Annotated in this window: 15 protein-coding genes; 8 read left to right on the top strand and 7 right to left on the bottom strand. The window is 58.5% G+C overall.

The window, feature by feature from the left end:
• The first annotated feature begins 40 nt into the window (after nt 1–40).
• Genes NAT21_RS02105 through NAT21_RS02090 form a run of 4 tightly spaced genes read left to right on the top strand, consistent with a single transcriptional unit; the run spans nt 41 to nt 3,068 of the window.
• Nucleotides 41–424: an arsenate reductase family protein gene (locus NAT21_RS02105; RefSeq protein ID WP_250935308.1), complete on the top strand. Its 384-nt coding sequence runs from the start codon at nt 41–43 to the stop codon at nt 422–424.
• Between the two features lie 29 nt (nt 425–453).
• Nucleotides 454–1,479: a 2,3,4,5-tetrahydropyridine-2,6-dicarboxylate N-succinyltransferase gene (gene dapD / locus NAT21_RS02100; protein WP_250935305.1), complete on the top strand. Its 1,026-nt coding sequence runs from the start codon at nt 454–456 to the stop codon at nt 1,477–1,479.
• A gap of 50 nt (nt 1,480–1,529) precedes the next feature.
• Nucleotides 1,530–2,672, top strand: a complete 1,143-nt coding sequence (gene dapE / locus NAT21_RS02095) for a succinyl-diaminopimelate desuccinylase (RefSeq protein WP_250935303.1) — start codon at nt 1,530–1,532, stop codon at nt 2,670–2,672.
• Between the two features lie 3 nt (nt 2,673–2,675).
• Complete coding sequence (locus NAT21_RS02090; RefSeq protein WP_250935301.1) at nt 2,676–3,068, top strand: hypothetical protein; 393 nt, start codon at nt 2,676–2,678, stop codon at nt 3,066–3,068.
• Nucleotides 3,069–3,122: 54 nt separating this feature from the next.
• Here NAT21_RS02090 and NAT21_RS15465 read toward each other — a convergent pair whose 3' ends face one another.
• Nucleotides 3,123–3,611: a cold-shock protein gene (locus tag NAT21_RS15465; RefSeq protein ID WP_284732644.1), complete on the bottom strand. Its 489-nt coding sequence runs from the start codon at nt 3,609–3,611 to the stop codon at nt 3,123–3,125.
• 75 nt (nt 3,612–3,686) lie between these two features.
• Here NAT21_RS15465 and NAT21_RS02080 point away from each other — a divergent pair, with 75 nt between their 5' ends.
• Nucleotides 3,687–3,962 (top strand): SlyX family protein, encoded by a 276-nt coding sequence (locus tag NAT21_RS02080; RefSeq protein WP_250935298.1) that lies wholly within the window; start codon nt 3,687–3,689, stop codon nt 3,960–3,962.
• Nucleotides 3,963–4,070: 108 nt separating this feature from the next.
• On the opposite strand, the gene trxB is transcribed toward NAT21_RS02080, so the two are convergent.
• The 3 genes from trxB to NAT21_RS02065 all read right to left on the bottom strand — a co-directional run bounded on the left by trxB (nt 4,071) and on the right by NAT21_RS02065 (nt 6,178).
• Nucleotides 4,071–5,048, bottom strand: a complete 978-nt coding sequence (trxB, locus tag NAT21_RS02075; protein ID WP_250935296.1) for a thioredoxin-disulfide reductase — start codon at nt 5,046–5,048, stop codon at nt 4,071–4,073.
• A 156-nt stretch (nt 5,049–5,204) separates the two neighbouring features.
• Nucleotides 5,205–5,807, bottom strand: a complete 603-nt coding sequence (locus NAT21_RS02070; RefSeq protein WP_250935294.1) for a peroxiredoxin — start codon at nt 5,805–5,807, stop codon at nt 5,205–5,207.
• Nucleotides 5,808–5,965: 158 nt separating this feature from the next.
• Nucleotides 5,966–6,178, bottom strand: coding sequence for a zinc ribbon domain-containing protein (locus tag NAT21_RS02065; protein ID WP_250935292.1), 213 nt, complete (start codon nt 6,176–6,178; stop codon nt 5,966–5,968).
• A gap of 285 nt (nt 6,179–6,463) precedes the next feature.
• Between NAT21_RS02065 and acnA the strand changes: the two genes are divergently transcribed.
• Nucleotides 6,464–9,199 carry an aconitate hydratase AcnA gene (acnA, locus tag NAT21_RS02060; RefSeq protein ID WP_250935289.1) on the top strand — a complete coding sequence of 912 codons (2,736 nt, stop codon included), beginning with the start codon at nt 6,464–6,466 and terminating at the stop codon, nt 9,197–9,199.
• Between the two features lie 142 nt (nt 9,200–9,341).
• On the opposite strand, the gene NAT21_RS02055 is transcribed toward acnA, so the two are convergent.
• Both NAT21_RS02055 and NAT21_RS02050 read right to left on the bottom strand, forming a co-directional pair.
• A complete protein-coding gene (locus tag NAT21_RS02055; RefSeq protein ID WP_250935287.1) occupies nt 9,342–11,033 on the bottom strand; it encodes an NAD-dependent malic enzyme in 1,692 nt (563 codons plus the stop codon).
• Between the two features lie 258 nt (nt 11,034–11,291).
• Nucleotides 11,292–12,305, bottom strand: coding sequence for a tryptophan--tRNA ligase (locus NAT21_RS02050; protein ID WP_250935285.1), 1,014 nt, complete (start codon nt 12,303–12,305; stop codon nt 11,292–11,294).
• A gap of 187 nt (nt 12,306–12,492) precedes the next feature.
• On the opposite strand from NAT21_RS02050, the gene NAT21_RS02045 reads away from it, so the two are divergent.
• On the top strand, nt 12,493–14,508 hold the full coding sequence (locus tag NAT21_RS02045; RefSeq protein WP_250935283.1) for a S9 family peptidase: 2,016 nt from the start codon (nt 12,493–12,495) through the stop codon (nt 14,506–14,508).
• 404 nt (nt 14,509–14,912) lie between these two features.
• On the top strand, nt 14,913–16,100 hold the full coding sequence (locus NAT21_RS02040) for a GGDEF domain-containing protein (protein WP_250935280.1): 1,188 nt from the start codon (nt 14,913–14,915) through the stop codon (nt 16,098–16,100).
• Here the strand turns inward: NAT21_RS02040 and NAT21_RS02035 are convergent.
• Nucleotides 16,087–17,322, bottom strand: coding sequence for a YeeE/YedE family protein (locus tag NAT21_RS02035; protein WP_250935278.1), 1,236 nt, complete (start codon nt 17,320–17,322; stop codon nt 16,087–16,089). The two genes, NAT21_RS02040 and NAT21_RS02035, sit on opposite strands and share 14 nt — an antisense overlap.
• Nucleotides 17,323–17,339: the final 17 nt, after the last annotated feature.

Raw genomic sequence — 17,339 nt, 5'->3', positions numbered from 1 at the left:
GACGTCTGCCGTTACCGGCCTCCCCCCAATGGGATCACTCATGTTCACCTTTCTGGGACTGAGCACCTGCGATACCTGTCGCAAGGCGCGTCGCTGGCTCGACAATGCCGGCATTGACTATCAGGTTATCGATGTCCGCAAGGACACTGTTTCCGCGGAACGTCGCCGAAGCCTGCTGGAACAGGTAGGCCCGGCCACACTGATCAATCGCCGCAGCACGACCTGGCGAAACCTCAGCGAAAGCGAACGTCAGTCACTGGACAACGACCAGGGGCTCGACGCCGCCGACCACCTCCTGGAATCCAGCCCGTCACTCATGAAGCGCCCGATACTGATGGCATCGGACAAGGTGGTCATGGTCGGGTTCGACGCCACGCGCTACCAACAGCTTATCAATGATTCAGGCGACGCCCCCACGGCGTAACCCTCGACTTTCAAAAAGGACTACTCGACATGCTCAGCTTCGCACTCGGCATCGGCACTCAAAATACACAGGGCGACTGGCTGGAGATCTACTATCCGGCGCCGCTGCATCATCCTGATGCAGCCCTGACTGATGCCGCCCGACGCATCCTGAACGCGGAAGGCGGCACACAGGCCATCAGCCTGTTGCCGGAACATGCGGGACAACTGGCAGATGCCTTCAGCGAAGCCGGTTTCACCGAACAGGCAGAGCTCGCCAAGGCCATGACAGCAAGCCAGCGCCCGCTGGTCGCTACCTTCATCGATGAAGACGCCTCACCTGCCAGTGTCCCGGAAGTCTATTTGAAGCTGCACCTGCTGTCGCACCGCCTGGTCAAGCCTCATGACGTCAACCTGACCGGCATGTTTGGCCTGCTCAAAAACATTGCCTGGAGCAGTGAAGGCGCCATCGATATTGCCGAACTTCAGACCCGCCAGCTCAAGGCGCGTCTGGAAGGCCGTACGCTGTCCGTGGACTGCGTCGACAAGTTTCCGAAAATGACTGACTACGTGGTGCCCGGCGGCGTACGCATTGCCGATACCGCCCGGGTGCGACTCGGTGCCTATCTTGGTGAAGGCACCACGGTCATGCACGAAGGGTTCTGCAACTTCAATGCCGGCACCGAAGGCCCGGGCATGGTGGAAGGTCGTATCTCGGCAGGCGTCATGCTCGGCAAGGGCTCTGACCTTGGTGGCGGCGCCTCCACCATGGGTACCCTTTCAGGCGGAGGCAACATCGTGATCGGTACGGGTGAAAACTGCCTGATCGGCGCCAATGCCGGTATTGGCATCCCGCTGGGCGATCGCTGCACCGTCGAAGCCGGACTTTACATTACCGCCGGAGCCAAGGTGGCCGTTCTGGACGACCAGGGGCAGGACGTTGAGACGGTAGCTGCCCGCCAACTGGCAGGCCAGAACGACCTGCTGTTTCTGCGTAACTCGGTAAGCGGGCGGCTCGAGTGCCGCACCAATAAAAGCGCAATTGCCCTTAATGACGCGCTGCACGCCCACAACTAAGACTGCGCGCCGGCGTACTGCCGGCGCCTTTCCCGTTTGACGGATACCTCATGCCTGACACGCTTTCCGATACACTGCAACTTGCCTGTGACCTGCTGGCCCGCCCCTCCGTGACACCAGACGATGCCGGCTGCCAGGCCCTCATTGCCGAGCGTCTGGAAGCACTGGGCTTTCACATCGAGGCCATGAACACTCACGGCGTTACCAACCTATGGGCTACCCGAGGCACCGGCCCGACGCTCGTGCTGGCAGGGCATACCGATGTGGTACCTACCGGCCCGGAACAGTCATGGCAGCAGCCGCCCTTCACACCCCTCATTGATGAACAGGGTTATTTGCGGGCACGCGGTGCATCGGATATGAAAGGCAGCCTGGCCGCCATGGTCACTGCCGTCGAACGCTTTATTGCCGAGCAGCCTGACCACCCGGGACGACTGGCCTTTTTGATCACCAGTGACGAGGAAGGACCAGCCATCCATGGTACACGGGCCGTGGTTGAAACCCTGGCCGAGCGTGGCGAGCGCCCGGAGTACTGCATCGTGGGTGAACCCTCATCCACGTCTCGACTGGGCGATGTGGTCAAGAACGGGCGACGCGGCTCACTGGGCGCCACGCTTCGTGTATTTGGCCAACAAGGGCATGTGGCCTACCCGCATATGGTCGACAACCCGATTCATCTGGCCGCTCCGGCGCTGGATGCCCTGGCACGCGAGCAATGGGATGAAGGCAACACCTTTTTTCCCGCGACCAGCTTTCAGATTTCCAACATTCATGCAGGCACAGGTGCCACCAACATGGTGCCCGGCACGCTGGATGTCGTCTTCAATTTCAGGTTTTCCACCGAAGTCACCGCCGAGCAATTGAAGGAGCGCACCTGCGCCCTGCTCGACCGCTTCGGATTTGAATACAGCCTGGACTGGACGCTGTTCGGCGAACCCTTCCTGACCCCGGCTGGCGCCCTGCTCGACAGTGTTGTCGATGGCGTTCGTGCCGTCACCGGCGAGGCCCCACAGCTACTGACCAGCGGCGGCACCTCGGACGGGCGCTTCATCGCCACACTGGGAACCCAGGTCATCGAACTGGGCCCCTGCAACGATACCATTCACCAGATTGATGAACGTGTTCGGGCTACCGATCTGGACACGCTCAGCGATTGCTACCAGGCCATTTTCCAACGCCTGCTGGGACACTGACTGATGACGGAACACTACCCGGATATCGAGATTTATCTGGCCCCGGTGTCACTGGACGCTGTACAGCGCTGGTTGAGTGACCGGCTTGAACAGGCGGTAACGCTCAAGGCCAGCAGCAAGGGACAATGGCGAGCACGGGTCGAAACTCCCGGCGGCACGGTTCCTGTACTGCTGATTGAAAAGGCAGCAGACCGCTTCATGAGCCTGTGGCTTGACAGTGATGCCACGCCCTGGGCCCGGGACGTGGACTGCGCACGTGATGCCCGTGAATCACTCGGCATTGAAGTGCGCTGCTCTCTTGGGGGGTGGCAACCAGGCGATGAACCCGACCGGTTCTTCCGTGTACTGGCTTCCGGTGAAGAAGAAGTCTTTCACTGGCCGGATCCAGGGGCCTGACCGATACAAGAACGCCCCGGCGTGCCGGGGCGTCATGATAACTCAGCGCAGACGTCAGGTAATGACGGTCACATCTTCGGCCTGCAGCCCACGGTCGTTGCGCATGGCGTAATAACGTACCCGCTGCCCTTCGGCCAGAGTACGATGCCCCTTGCCACGCAGGGCGCGAAAATGGACGAATACGTCTTCTTCACCGCCAACATCACGGGTGATAAAGCCATACCCCTTGTTGACATTGAACCACTTGACCACGCCCTGTTCGCGATCGTCATCCTCTACATCAGGGGTAGCGGCAGGTGCATGTGTCGAGGCCGGTGCAGATGAAGCCTGTGCCTGCTGCCGGCATGGCCGCGCCAGCAGGGTAGCCACTTCCAGCACGATAAAACCGGCTACCGCAGTCAACAGGTAGGCAAGAAGGGGGTCCATGGCCGATGTCAGAGGCGAGCTGCCGGCCGCCATCCAAAGGCCCTGTATCAAAAGAGGTAACAGCAGCGCCAGAACGGCACTGATAACAGTACAATGCAGCAATGATTTACGACTCATATACCTGGATATCTCTACAATTATTGGAATTGAATGTAATGTCCCACCCACGCACCCGCGCCGGAGTCAGCCTGCATGAGTAGTTCCTCAGACTCGTCAAAGTGTAACACGGCGATTGACATTGCGCTCGCCGAAGTGGTAAGCCGATTGACTGACATGGAAAGCCGCACGACCTACCAGGAAGACTGGCTGGAGCAGCTTGATGCCACCGTCATCTCGCAACAACGTCACATTGACCGGCTGGAACGCCAACTGCAACTTGCACAACAAAAGCTGCAGCGCCTAGATAACGATGATGGCTCGCACCAGGATAACTGGCAACCCAGCGACGACCTGCCCCCACATTACTGATACCTGATACAGCAGACCACCTGTTTTGTATCGGCGGTCGTTGAAAAGACATTAAAAAGGGAGCCAGAGGCTCCCCTTGAACAGCGCGACTCTGCACATCACACCGAATTACCAGGCGGAATGTGGTACCGACGGGTCAAGCCCGTCCAGATAACGCTCGGCATCTAGCGCTGCCATGCAACCACTGCCGGCGGAGGTAATGGCCTGACGGTAGACATGATCAGCCACATCACCGGCGGCGAACACGCCCGGCAGACTGGTCGCCGTAGCATTGCCTTCCAGACCCGACTTGACCACTATGTAACCGTCCTTCATGTCAAGCTGACCGGTAAACAGGTCAGTATTGGGCTTGTGGCCAATGGCCACGAACAGACCTGTCGCTGCCAGCTCCTTCGTATCCTCCCCCTCGAAGGATTTCAGACGCACGCCGGTCACACCGCTGCCATCGCCCAGCACCTCATCGACCACATGGTTCCATTCGAGCCGGATATTGCCGTTCTCGACCTTGTCGAACAGCTTGTCCTGCAGGATTTTTTCAGCCCGCAGGAAATCACGGCGGTGCACCAGCGTGACGGTTTTGGCGATGTTGGAAAGATAAAGGGCTTCTTCGACAGCCGTGTTGCCGCCACCGACCACAACCACGTCCTGATTGCGGTAGAAAAAGCCATCACAGGTCGCACAGGCAGATACACCCTGCCCCTTGAAGCGATTCTCGGATTCCATTCCCAGATACAGTGCACTGGCACCGGTCGCAATGATCAACGCATCACAGGTATAGGTATCGCTCCCTCCCTTGAGGGTAAAGGGGCGCTCATCAAGCGTCACACTTTCAATGTGATCCAGAACAATCTCGGTCTCGAAACGCTCGGCGTGGCGCCGCATACGCTCCATCAGCTCAGGTCCCTGCACGCCACTGTCATCACCTGGCCAGTTATCGACATCGGTGGTGGTAGTCAGCTGGCCACCCATTTCCATCCCGGTAATCAGCATGGGCTTCAAATTGGCGCGGGCAGCATAGACAGCGGCGGAGTATCCGGCCGGGCCGGAGCCCAGAATGATCACGGATCGATGGCGAACATCACTCATGAAGACCTCATCATCAGGCGAAGCAGTACAGCACTTCGGTACGTCAATGCATATAAAAACGGCCTGAGGACACCCGCAAGGGCATCATCAGGCCATAACCTGTTACTGCGTATATGGATGCGATCAGGGGCACCTTCAAGGTACCCCTGGCACCATTTACAGGCTGGAGGAGTTGGAAGAAAGGTACTTGGCGACCCCTTCTGCCGTATCCTTCATGCCTTCCTTGCCTTCTTCCCAGCCTGCCGGGCAGACTTCGCCGTTTTTCTCGTGGAACTGGAGTGCCTGAACCATGCGCACCATCTCATCCACATTACGGCCCAGAGGCAGGTTGTTGACGGTTTGATGCTGAACGATACCGTCCTTGTCGATCAGGAAGGAAGCGCGCAGTGCAACGCCGGCTTCGGGATGCTCGATGCCGTAGGCCTGAGCAATCTCGTGTTTTACGTCAGCTACCATCGGGAAGCGAACCTCACCGATACCGCCGGCATCCGGAGAGGTCTTGCGCCAGGCGTGGTGCGTGAACTGGGAGTCAATGGATACGCCAATGACTTCAACGCCGAGTTCCTTGAACTTTTCCAGACGGTTGTCGTGGGCAATGATCTCGGACGGGCACACAAAGGTGAAATCGAGCGGCCAGAAAAAGACAATGCGGTATTTGCCATTGCTTTCGGAAAGCGTGTAGCTGTCAACGATAGAACCGTCGCCCAGAACAGCAGAGGCATTGAAATCAGGGGCCTGACGGCCTACGAGTACGCTCATGAATATCTCCTTCGTACAAATTGAATTCAGGTATCGGGCTAAGAAAACAAACCAATCGTATAAGTCAGGGCAGAAATTGCCAATTTAAATAAGGCAATGGTAAAAATAGTGTCGCCCTATAGCATCAATAGTACGACATAGGTCGATGTCTCGTCGCCCTACTGATCACTATTGTCGTCTCGATGCACGGTCAGTGACGAAAGCGTTCCCATTCCCTCATCCACCTCGATGTCAATCTGCATCGGCGCACAGCAGCGCTCACAATCTTCGATGGTACTGATGGACCCCTGACTGATATCGACCAACAGGGTGCATTCACTCCCGCAATACGGACACTGAACCTGGCGTGGTTCAAGCAGTTCTTCATTCATGACACCACCTCATTGAAACTGACGGACGCCATCCGGGGATGTGCATCATCAAGGACCTGAAGTGTAGTTCAGCTCTGTCTGTGCATAATGGCCGGTTCATTGTCTACACTGGAATAACCACTGCAAATCGAGCAGAAACCGCGTGACACATCTATCTTCTAGTCAGCACGGCGCCGTCAGGGTGTCGACGTCTGCGAAGTATACGTTACCGTGACCCTACAACGATGCTGTTCACGACCCGCAATGAAGCAGCACTCTGCCAAAAGATGAGTGAGGAGGAGGATGATGAGCACCAAGGATCCCAACGAAATGATTTCCGAGCTGAAAGTCGGTGACAAGACCTACCACTATTACAGCCTGGCCAGTGCAGAAAAGGCCTACGGTGATATTTCAAAGCTGCCCTTCACCCTGAAAGTACTGCTTGAAAACCAGCTACGCTATCAGGATGGCGAAACTGCCACGGAAGATGACATTCAGGCTCTGGTTGATTGGCAGAAGGACTGCCGTTCCACCCGTGAGATCGGCTACCGCCCGGCACGTGTACTGATGCAGGACTTCACCGGCGTTCCCGGCGTGGTCGACCTGGCCGCCATGCGTGACGCCGTCAAGGCACTTGGCGAGTCACCGGACAAGATCAACCCCCTCTCTCCCGTTGACCTGGTCATCGACCACTCGGTCATGGTCGATCATTTCGGCGATGACGACGCATTCGAAGATAACGTCAAGATCGAGATGGAACGTAACCTGGAGCGTTATCAGTTCCTTCGCTGGGGGCAGCAGGCCTTCGACAACTTCAGCGTAGTGCCGCCAGGTACCGGCATCTGCCACCAGGTCAACCTGGAGTATCTGGGTAAATCGGTCTGGACGAAGGAAGAAGATGGCAAGACCTTTGCCTTTCCCGATACCCTGGTAGGTACCGACTCTCATACCACCATGATCAATGGCCTGGGCGTACTGGGCTGGGGCGTTGGCGGCATTGAAGCGGAGGCCGCCATGCTGGGGCAGCCGGTATCGATGCTGATCCCGGAAGTCATTGGCTTCAAGCTCGAAGGCAAGCTCAATGAAGGCATCACCGCTACCGATCTGGTGCTGACGGTTACCCAGATGCTCCGTAAGAAAGGAGTAGTCGGCAAGTTCGTCGAGTTCTATGGCGATGGCCTGAAGGACCTGCCGCTGGCAGACCGGGCCACCATTGCCAACATGGCTCCGGAATATGGCGCCACCTGTGGCTTCTTCCCGCTGGACGATGAAACCCTGACCTACATGAAGCTGACCGGCCGCAGCCAGGAGCAGATTGAACTGGTCAAGGCCTATGCCCAGGCTCAGGGCATGTGGCGCGAGCCCGGCCAGGAACCCATCTTTACCGATACGCTCGGGCTGGACATGAGCACGGTCGAAGCCAGCCTTGCCGGGCCAAAGCGTCCGCAGGATCGTGTTTCACTGAAAGACATGAAATCCACCTTCCTGAAGCTGCTTGACGAGCAGGGTACCCGACAGGGGGAAACGGAAGATGGCAAGTGGATGAGCGAAGGTGGCCAGACGGCTCCTTACGTTGGCAACAGCTATCGGGACAACCCCAATGTCAGCTGGAAGGACAGCGACTTCCGGCTTGACCATGGCGCTGTCGTGATTGCGGCCATTACCTCCTGCACCAACACCTCCAACCCGAGTGTCCTGATGGCTGCCGGCCTGCTGGCCAAGAAGGCAGTCGAAAAGGGCATGCAGACCAAACCCTGGGTCAAGACCTCCCTGGCACCCGGCTCCAAGGTCGTCACCGACTATCTGGCAGCGGCCGGCTTCCAGGAATCCCTTGATACACTGGGATTCAACCTGGTCGGTTATGGCTGCACCACCTGTATCGGCAACTCGGGGCCCCTGCCGCCCCCGATCGAAAAGGCCATGCAGGACGAAAAGCTGACAGTGGCCTCGGTACTGTCAGGTAACCGCAACTTTGAAGGGCGTATCCACCCGCTCATCCAGACCAACTGGCTGGCGTCACCCCCCCTTGTCGTAGCCTATGCACTGGCCGGCAACATGCGTATCGACATCACCAGCGATGCACTGGGCCAGGACAGTGATGGCAACGACGTGTTCCTGAAGGATCTCTGGCCCAGCCAGAAGGAAATTGCCGAAGCCGTTGAGCGCGTCAAGACCGACATGTACCGCAAGGAATATGACGAGGTTTTTGACGGTGATGAAACCTGGAAATCGATCAAGGTTGAGCCCAGCGAGGTCTATAACTGGTCTTCAGACTCCACCTACATCAGCAACCCGCCCTTCTTTGAAGGCATGGGCCGTGAGCCCGACAGCATCAAGGACATCAAGGATGCCCGTGTGCTGGCCAAGCTTGGGGACTCGGTCACCACAGACCACATTTCACCGGCAGGCTCCATCAAGCCGGACAGCCCCGCAGGTCGTTACCTGAAGGAAAACGGCGTCGAAGTGAAGGACTTCAACTCCTACGGCTCACGCCGTGGCAACCATGAAGTCATGATGCGCGGTACCTTTGCCAACGTGCGCATCAAAAACGAAATGCTCGACAACGTGGAAGGTGGTTACACCCGGCATGTGGTGTCCGGCGACGAGATGTCGATCTACGACGCTGCCATGAAGTACATGGAAGATGACACGCCGCTGGTTGTCATTGCCGGCAAGGAATACGGGACAGGCTCCTCGCGTGACTGGGCCGCCAAGGGCACGCGACTGCTGGGCGTTCGGGCAGTCATTGCCGAATCCTACGAGCGTATCCACCGTTCCAACCTGATCGGCATGGGCGTGCTGCCACTGCAGTTCCCGGAAGGAGAAGACCGCAACTCCCTGAACATGACCGGCGATGAGAAGATCTCCATCAAGGGTCTGGGCGAGTTGTCACCGGGCAGTGATGTCGATGTCAGCATTACCTTTGACGATGGCAGCGAGAAAACCATTTCAGCCAGGTGCCGAATCGATACGGCCAACGAGATGGAATACTACCGCCATGGCGGTATCCTGCACTACGTGCTGCGCAGCATGCTCGACTGAGCAGAGACAATGCAGCAATAACTACGGCGGCCTTCGGGCCGCCGTTTTTTTATCAGGAAACAGGCTGTAATAAAAAGCACCGCCAGCCTCTGGTGCCCGCGGTGCAGTACGTTATTGCAGAAATCCGGGACTATCCGGCACCTTAGAAAGCGCCGCGACGGTACTCACGATAGCGTGGATGCCAAAAGTGACGATCGATCTCTTCGCGAAGATGCTCTTCACTGGATTCTAGCGCCACCTTCTCCTTCTGCGCCTGTTTGGCCACGGCCAGGGCAATCGACCGACTCAGGGGTTGAACGTCCTTGAGTGATGGCAACAACGCACCCTCACCGTGTTGAACGATGGGGGAGCTGTCGGCCAGTGCGCGCGAAGCGGCCATCAGCATTTCATCAGTAACTCGAGACGCCCTTGCAGCTACAACACCCAGCCCGATTCCCGGGAAGATGTAGGAGTTGTTGCACTGGGCAATCGGAATGTCCTGTCCTTCGAAGCTGACCGGCTCGAACGGGCTTCCGGTACAAACCAGTGCCTTTCCGTTGGTCCAGCGAATAATATCTTCCGGTAGAGCCTCGACACGGGACGTCGGGTTGGAAAGCGGCATGATCAGCGGCACATCACAGTGCGCATGCACGATCTTGATGACCTCTTCCGAAAACAGCCCCTTCTGCCCAGACACACCGATCAGAATGGACACGCCCGCATTGCTTACCACATCCATCAGCGACACCAGCGCCCCATCACTGCTCCAGCTGGCCATATCGTCGCGCGCATGGGCCAACCGCTGCTGGAAGGGATAAAGACCGGTCATGTCGTCAGTCACAAGGCCATTGCGGTCAATCATGTAGACACGCTTGCGCGCCTCGGCTTCGGAAATGCCCTCATCGGTCATGGCCACGACAATGTGTTCGGCAATACCACACCCGGCCGAACCGGCGCCAACAAAGGCAACGACCTGATCACTCAGGCGTTCGTTCTTGGCAGAACAGGCCGCCATGATGGTCCCCAGTGCCACGGAGGCCGTGCCCTGAATGTCATCGTTGAAGCAGCAGATATCGTCACGGTACTTTTCAAGAAGGGGGTTTGCATACTTCTGTGCAAAGTCCTCGAACTGCAGCAGCACGTTCGGCCAGCGACGCTTTACGGCATCAACGAACAGTTCAACAAACTGATAGTACTCATCTTCCTCGATACGCGGATGCCGCCAGCCCATGTACATCGGATCATCCAGCAGGTCCTGGTTGTCGGTCCCGACATCCAGCACGATCGGCAGGGTATACGCCGGGCTGATGCCACCACACGCGGTATAAAGCGACAGCTTGCCGATCGGAATGCCCATTCCACCGATCCCCTGATCGCCCAGCCCGAGAATACGTCCGCCGTCGGTCACCACGATGACCTTGACGTTATCCTTGGTAGCGCTGCGCAGGATGTCGTCCATGCGATGACGGTCCGGATAGGAAATGAACAATCCGCGGTGATTGCGATAAATCTCGGAAAACTTCTCGCACGCCTGGCCGACCGTGGGGGTGTAAATGATCGGCAGCATTTCGTAGAGGTGCTCTTCCAGCAGGCGGAAGAACAATGTTTCGTTGTCGTCCTGGATGCCACGCAGATAGATATGACGATCAAGGTCGTTGCTGCATTGCGTATATTGAAGATAGGCGCGCTCGACCTGCTCCTCGATGGACTCGACCCGATTGGGCAGCAGACCGATCAGATTGAAATCGACTCGCTCTTCAAGGGTAAAGGCGCACCCCTTGTTCAACAGGGGAATCTCGAGCAGGCTCGGGCCGGCATAGGGAATGTACAACGGGCGTTTGGATGATTCGCTCATGATCTCACTCATGCTGTAATGACATGGAAGGCCGGCTGCAGGCCGCCAGACAAAAGTGTCCATATGGGCAGCCTCCATCACGACAACAGCGTTGCCGGAACGTCGGCGAGTGGAATGTGGCTACAAGTGTAGTAGCCGGAAACGATATAGTGACAGGCGACAGGATAGCCGCCTGTGAAGTAATCATTCTAACATTGTCGACACTCTGTCCCGGTGGTTTTTTTAATTTGAAAAAAGCCACCGGGAAACCACCATGCCCTAGATAAAGCGCCCCAGGCCAACGGCACTGCGTAACCGATCCAGGGTTTTCGCCGCTTCCTCGCGTGCCTTCTCCGCCCCCTGCTGCAGAATCTGCTCGATGTGGCCGGGATCATCCAGCAACGAGTAGTAACGCTCACGCGGCGCGGTCAATTGCTCGTTGACGAGCTCAAACAGCTGATTCTTGGCGTCTCCCCAGCCGATGCCCTCGGCATATCGCTGACGCATGGCCTCAGTCTCGGCAGTGTCGGCAAAGGCCTGATAAATCTGAAACAGGGTATCCCCTTCTGTCTCCTTGGGCTCCCCCGGCTCCAGGGAATTGGTCTTGATCTTGCGAATCAGCTTCAGCAGCTTTTTCTCGCTGACAAACAGCGGAATGGTGTTGTCGTAGCTTTTGGACATCTTGCGCCCATCAAGCCCGTTGAGGAGCTGCACTCGCTCGTCGATGACCGCCTCGGGCAGCGTAAAGTACTGCCCCTTGTAGAGGTGATTGAATCGGCCGGCAATATCGCGCGCCATCTCTATATGCTGAACCTGATCACGGCCGACCGGCACCCGGTTGGCATTGAACATCAGGATATCGGCAGCCATGAGCACCGGATAGCCATAAAGACCCATGGTAATACCACGGTCCGGGTCGGCACTGCCGCCCTCCTCATTATCCGCCACGGCCGCCTTGTAGGCATGGGCGCGGTTCATCAGACCCTTGGCGCAGACACAGGAAAGCAGCCAGGCCAGCTCGGGGATCTCGGGAATATCGGATTGCCGATAAAAAGTAGACCGATTGGTATCCAGCCCTAGCGCCAGCCAGGTAGCAGCGATTTCCAGCCGGGACTGCTCCACCACCCGAGGGTCACGTGCCTTGATCAGGGCATGAAAATCGGCCAGAAAATAAAAGGTTTCCATCGCGCTGTCCTGGCTGGCCTCAATGGCCGGCCGGATGGCGCCAACGTAGTTGCCCAGGTGCGGAGTGCCCGTGGTGGTGATGCCGGTGAGAATGCGGGTATGAGTCATCGAAGTCCGTCGCAAGTGTCTACAATGGCAAGGTGAAATGGCGCCGGTAACTTCCACGGCAGCCCTGATGGAACCGTATATTACCCAGGCGATTGCAGCGACGCGAACCGAACCGGCTTGATATCCGCCTCTCTCACCGCCATTGAGTAATGAAGAGGCAACATGCCCGTTTGAACAAGGAGGTTTCATGCGCTGGATGACAACGTATTCCACCCCGTATCTGCAGTCCGCAGCCCCCGACGCCGGCACCTCCGGCGGCAGCTCGCTGATCTCACGTGAAAAGCTGTTCGGCAACCCGACTCGTATTGGTGCCAAAACCAGCCCTGACGGGCACTGGCTTTCCTGGATCGCGCCGGTTGATGGCGTACTGAACCTGTGGGTCGCACCCAGACAACACCCCGATGAAGCAAAGCCACTGACGCATGAGCAAACGCGGCCGATACGCAGCTACTTCTGGTCACCCGACAGCCGGCAACTGCTTTACGTCAACGACCAGGGAGGCGATGAAAACTTTCGCCTCTTTGCCGTCGAAACCACCGGCAGCGGGCCGCGACTCCTGACACCTCAGGATGATATTCGTGTCATGGTCATCGGCATCAGCCCGGATGTCACCGACCACCTGCTGATCGGCCTGAATGACCGTGACCCTCGCTGGCATGACGTCTATCGACTCTATCTGGCTGACGGCCGGCTTGAGAAGGTACTGGAAAACGAAGGCTACGGCGGCTTTCTGGCAGATGATGACCTGAACCTCAGACTGGCCATGCGCCCGGCCCCGGACGGCGGGGAACAATTCTTCCGCGTCAGCGGGACGGATATCGATCCCGAGCCCTTTGCCACCGTCGGGTTTGAAGACAGCAGCAACACCGGTCCGGCCGGCTTTACCCGTGACGGGAAAACCCTGTACTGGATCGATAGCCGTGGGCGTGATACCGCGGCCCTGACCGCCCAGGACTGGGAAAGCGGTGACCTGACCGTCATTGCTCACGACCAGCGGGCCGACATTACTGATGTCATGCTGAGTCCCGACCGTCGCGAGGTGCAGGCCTGGTCCGTCGACTACCTGCGCGAACAGTGGTACTTCAAGGATGGCGACATCGAGGAGAGCCTTCAGTGGCTTGAAAGTGAACTCAAGGGAGATGTTCACGTGACGTCCCGTACGCGGGATGACCGTTTCTGGATTGTCGTTAATGATCCGGTAACAGCACCGGCTCACACCTGGCTGTTCGACAGAAAAGCCCGTGCGCTTACCTCCCTGTTTGTCAGCCGTCCCGAGCTCGAAGGTGCACCGCTCAACGGCATGACGCCGCTGGAGATCACCGCACGCGACGGCCTGACCCTGACCGCCTACCTGACCCTGCCCAGGGGCGCCAGTGACGGTGACGGCTTCACCACACCGGCAACGCCGCTCCCCATGGTGCTGCTGGTTCATGGAGGCCCCTGGGCACGCGATGGCTATGGCAGCAACAGTTACCATCAGTGGCTGTCCGACCGTGGCTATGCGGTACTATCGGTCAACTTCCGAGGCTCTACCGGGTTTGGCAAACGCTTTACCAGTGCCGGGGATGGCGAGTGGGGCACCGCCATGCACACCGACCTTCTGGACGCCGTGGACTGGGCTGTCAGTGCAGGCGTGGCCGACAAGGCTCGCGTTGCGATCATGGGCGGCTCCTACGGGGGCTATGCAACGCTTGCCGGGCTGACCATGACGCCGGACGTTTTTGCCTGCGGGGTCGATATCGTGGGACCGTCCAACCTCGAGACACTGCTGGACAGCATTCCCGCCTATTGGGAGGCCGGTCGTCAGCAGATGTATCGCCGCATGGCATCTCCGGAAACCGAAGAAGGCCGAGCCTGGCTCAGGGACCGCTCGCCACTGACGCATGCCGGGCGCATCCAGCGTCCGCTGCTGATCGGTCAGGGCGCCAACGACCCACGAGTCAAGCAGGCTGAAAGTGATCAGATTGTGGAAGCCATGCGCACCAATGATATCCCGGTGACGTATGTGCTTTTCCCCGATGAGGGCCATGGATTTGCACGCCCCGTCAACAACATCGCCTTCAATGCCGTGACCGAAGCCTTTCTGGCCGATGTGCTGGGTGGGCAGTTCGAGCCTGTCGGCGATGCACTTGAAGGTGCCTCTCTGACAGTGCCTCACGGTGCCGAGTACGCGCCGGGGCTCAAGGCCGCCCTCTCGTCCTGACCCCATCGCAGGACAATCTCTTCAAAAGGCGCCTTGCGGCGCCTTTTTTCGTTCACCCCGCATCAGCATGGGTGCAATATTTCCTCATCAACGACCAAAGCCTGACACCACCTCGCCGATAAGCATCACTACGCCGCGTTCATCAAGATCGTTTCATGTACAGACATGCGCGGCAGTATCCTGGACCATCAGATGCATGGCCATGGTGCTTGCCCTGCTGATCAGGCCCTCCGGCCCATCAGCCGCCCCTGTGTACCGACACAGCGTTTCTGCGCAGGAACATGTGATGTCGAGATCAACCCGGAGCGGCTGATACAGGACACCGGCATCGGTTACCGATCCCGGGAAGACGCCCACTCACACTGTCTTCTGTCCGAGGCCACGACGATACGAGTACACACGGCATGGAACTTGACATCACCACCTTTCATTTCTCGAGCATCCTGAGCCGGGTCGGCTTTTTCATTGTGTTCTCGGTCATGATCGCCAGAAGCCCACAGGCCCGATACCTCTGGTACTGGGGCGGTGCGCTTGCGACTTCGACAGCAGGATCGATCATCGCACTGTCGATCCCCCAGGAAGCCATGCCTGCCCCGATGCTCGGGGCACTCATGTTCAGCGCCTACACGGCCAGCATGGCGCTATCATGGAACGGGCTTCGCCTCTTTTACGACAAGCCCGGGAAATGGCGTCATGTTCTGACACTTACCGGGCTGGCGGGGGCGAGTTACATTGTCCTGCCCGCACTGTCCGTCCCGATGACAACCGAAATGTCGGCACTCTATCTGATGGCAGGGCTGGGCGCGGGGCTGGTGGTCATCGAAATATACCGGGCTCGCCACGAACGGCTCTGGTCACAATACGTGGTCGCAGCGGCCTTTCTGGGGTACCTGATGAGCTTCGCCATCGGGATAGCATTACTGTTTACCAGCGAAGAGGCCGTCACGATGACCAGTGCCGGACAGGGCCCAATGATCTTCGATCAGGTCACAAGCATCATGGTATACCTAGGCTTTATCGCAATGAGCAGTGAATGGGCCAATCAGCGCCTGATCGAGCAGGCCGAAACGGATCACCTCACCGGACTCACCAATCGCCGCGGAGTGGCACGCCTGCTTGGCGCAATGCACTTTTCAAGCACCACCAGCGCCGTGCTGATGCTGGACATCGATCACTTCAAGGAGATCAACGACCGATACGGCCACGAAGAAGGCGATGCAGTGCTGATCGAATTTGCCGAGCGCATTCGTCAGACGCTCAAGGATCATGCCCTGGTCGCCCGCTGGGGTGGTGAAGAATTTCTGGTCGTGCTGACAGACAGCACCCCACAGACAGCATGGCAGCGCGCCGAAGACATACGCCGCGCGGTGGCAGGCGCACCGTTTCACACCGCCGGCGGCCTGCTTGATGTCACCGTCAGTATCGGTGTGGCCATCACGCCGACTCTCGTCAGACAGTTCGATACCACCGCCAGCGCGGCCGACGCCGCGCTCTATCAGGCGAAACACAACGGCCGCAATCGGGTGTGCCTTTCAGGCCCCTCATCGGCCGACCATGTGCCTTTACGCTCGGGACAGTTCAACAACCCTTGACGGCAGGCCGATATGGCGCACGGAAGAAAAACGGCCGCAGGCGGACGCCCAGCATGTTGCCGGCAAAGGCAAACACCATCCACACCCACCCGTGAAGGCTACCCGAGGCAATGCCGCTGAAATAGGCACCGATATTGCAGCCGAAGGCAATACGCGCACCGTACCCAAGCAACAGGCCGCCAATGACCGCTGCCGCCACCGAGCGCAGCGGAATTCGAAAATTCGGCGCAAACCGACCGGCCAGCGATGCCGCTACCATGGCTCCCAGCACGATACCGATATTCATGACCGAGGTTACATCGTGATCGATTCCTTCCTTGAGTGACGCGGCCCGACCGGCATCCTGCCAATAGGCCCAGCTGCCCGGATCAAAACCGATCATCGCCGCACCTTTCGCGCCCCACAGGGCAAAGGCAGAAGTGATCCCCCAGGGCCGCCCGGCCAGTGCCAGGGTTGCAAAGTTCAGAAGTGCCAGAGCCAGTGCCCCCAGCAACAGGGGCCACGGGCCTCGCAGCCAGCGAGAACGGTCCGACGGCAATACGCCACCACTGGCCTCCACACTGCCGTGCCTACGTTTTTCAAGCCATAGCGTGGCCAGCGCAATCACGCCGAACAGGGCAAGACTCAGGAAAATACCGTTGGCAGACCCCATTGTTTCAGGCAGCGACACGGGGGCCAGCGCCGGCAGGCTCATCCACCAGTCAAAGTGAATGGTCGCCAGCACCGAGCCGATGATGAAAAACACAAGCGTTATCACCATACGGGCATTGCCACCCCCGGCGGTAAACAGCGTACCCGACGCACACCCTCCGCCCAGCTGCATGCCCAGACCGAACATGAAGGCCCCGGCCACGACCGATACACCGATCGGCGAAACAAAGCCGTGTACCGGATGGCCAAACAGCGTGCCACTGGCCAGGGGCGGGAAAAACAGCACCACAGCCACGGCCAGCAACAGCATCTGGGCGCGCAGCCCTCGACCTCGCCGCTCGACAATCATGCGACGCCATCCGGAGGTAAAGCCGAAGGCCGCATGATAAAGCACAACGCCCAGGCCGCTGCCGACCAGAAGCAGCGCTGCCTGCACCAGGCTGACCATGCCCGCCAGCCAGCCAAGCCCTGCCAGAAGAAGCGCCAGAGCGGCAATCCCCGGCAGGCCAAGGGGCCGTGATGGTGGCGTGGCAGGCGCCTTCCTGCCCTGTACTGCTTTCAAATGTGCCATGGTGTCCTCCTGAAACA

The sequence above is a fragment of the Larsenimonas rhizosphaerae genome (assembly GCF_023700005.1).
GTDB classification, from domain to species: Bacteria; Pseudomonadota; Gammaproteobacteria; order Pseudomonadales; family Halomonadaceae; genus Larsenimonas; species Larsenimonas rhizosphaerae.
This window is presented reverse-complemented; position numbering and strand designations above follow the sequence as displayed.

Coding starts and splice junctions, on each gene's coding strand:
- NAT21_RS02105 (WP_250935308.1), top strand. CDS start 41: ATGTTCACCTTTCTGGGACTGAGCACCTGCGATACCTGTCGCAAGGCG.
- dapD (WP_250935305.1), top strand. CDS start 454: ATGCTCAGCTTCGCACTCGGCATCGGCACTCAAAATACACAGGGCGAC.
- dapE (WP_250935303.1), top strand. CDS start 1,530: ATGCCTGACACGCTTTCCGATACACTGCAACTTGCCTGTGACCTGCTG.
- NAT21_RS02090 (WP_250935301.1), top strand. CDS start 2,676: ATGACGGAACACTACCCGGATATCGAGATTTATCTGGCCCCGGTGTCA.
- NAT21_RS15465 (WP_284732644.1), bottom strand. CDS start 3,611: ATGAGTCGTAAATCATTGCTGCATTGTACTGTTATCAGTGCCGTTCTG.
- NAT21_RS02080 (WP_250935298.1), top strand. CDS start 3,687: ATGAGTAGTTCCTCAGACTCGTCAAAGTGTAACACGGCGATTGACATT.
- trxB (WP_250935296.1), bottom strand. CDS start 5,048: ATGAGTGATGTTCGCCATCGATCCGTGATCATTCTGGGCTCCGGCCCG.
- NAT21_RS02070 (WP_250935294.1), bottom strand. CDS start 5,807: ATGAGCGTACTCGTAGGCCGTCAGGCCCCTGATTTCAATGCCTCTGCT.
- NAT21_RS02065 (WP_250935292.1), bottom strand. CDS start 6,178: ATGAATGAAGAACTGCTTGAACCACGCCAGGTTCAGTGTCCGTATTGC.
- acnA (WP_250935289.1), top strand. CDS start 6,464: ATGAGCACCAAGGATCCCAACGAAATGATTTCCGAGCTGAAAGTCGGT.
- NAT21_RS02055 (WP_250935287.1), bottom strand. CDS start 11,033: ATGAGCGAATCATCCAAACGCCCGTTGTACATTCCCTATGCCGGCCCG.
- NAT21_RS02050 (WP_250935285.1), bottom strand. CDS start 12,305: ATGACTCATACCCGCATTCTCACCGGCATCACCACCACGGGCACTCCG.
- NAT21_RS02045 (WP_250935283.1), top strand. CDS start 12,493: ATGCGCTGGATGACAACGTATTCCACCCCGTATCTGCAGTCCGCAGCC.
- NAT21_RS02040 (WP_250935280.1), top strand. CDS start 14,913: ATGGAACTTGACATCACCACCTTTCATTTCTCGAGCATCCTGAGCCGG.
- NAT21_RS02035 (WP_250935278.1), bottom strand. CDS start 17,322: ATGGCACATTTGAAAGCAGTACAGGGCAGGAAGGCGCCTGCCACGCCA.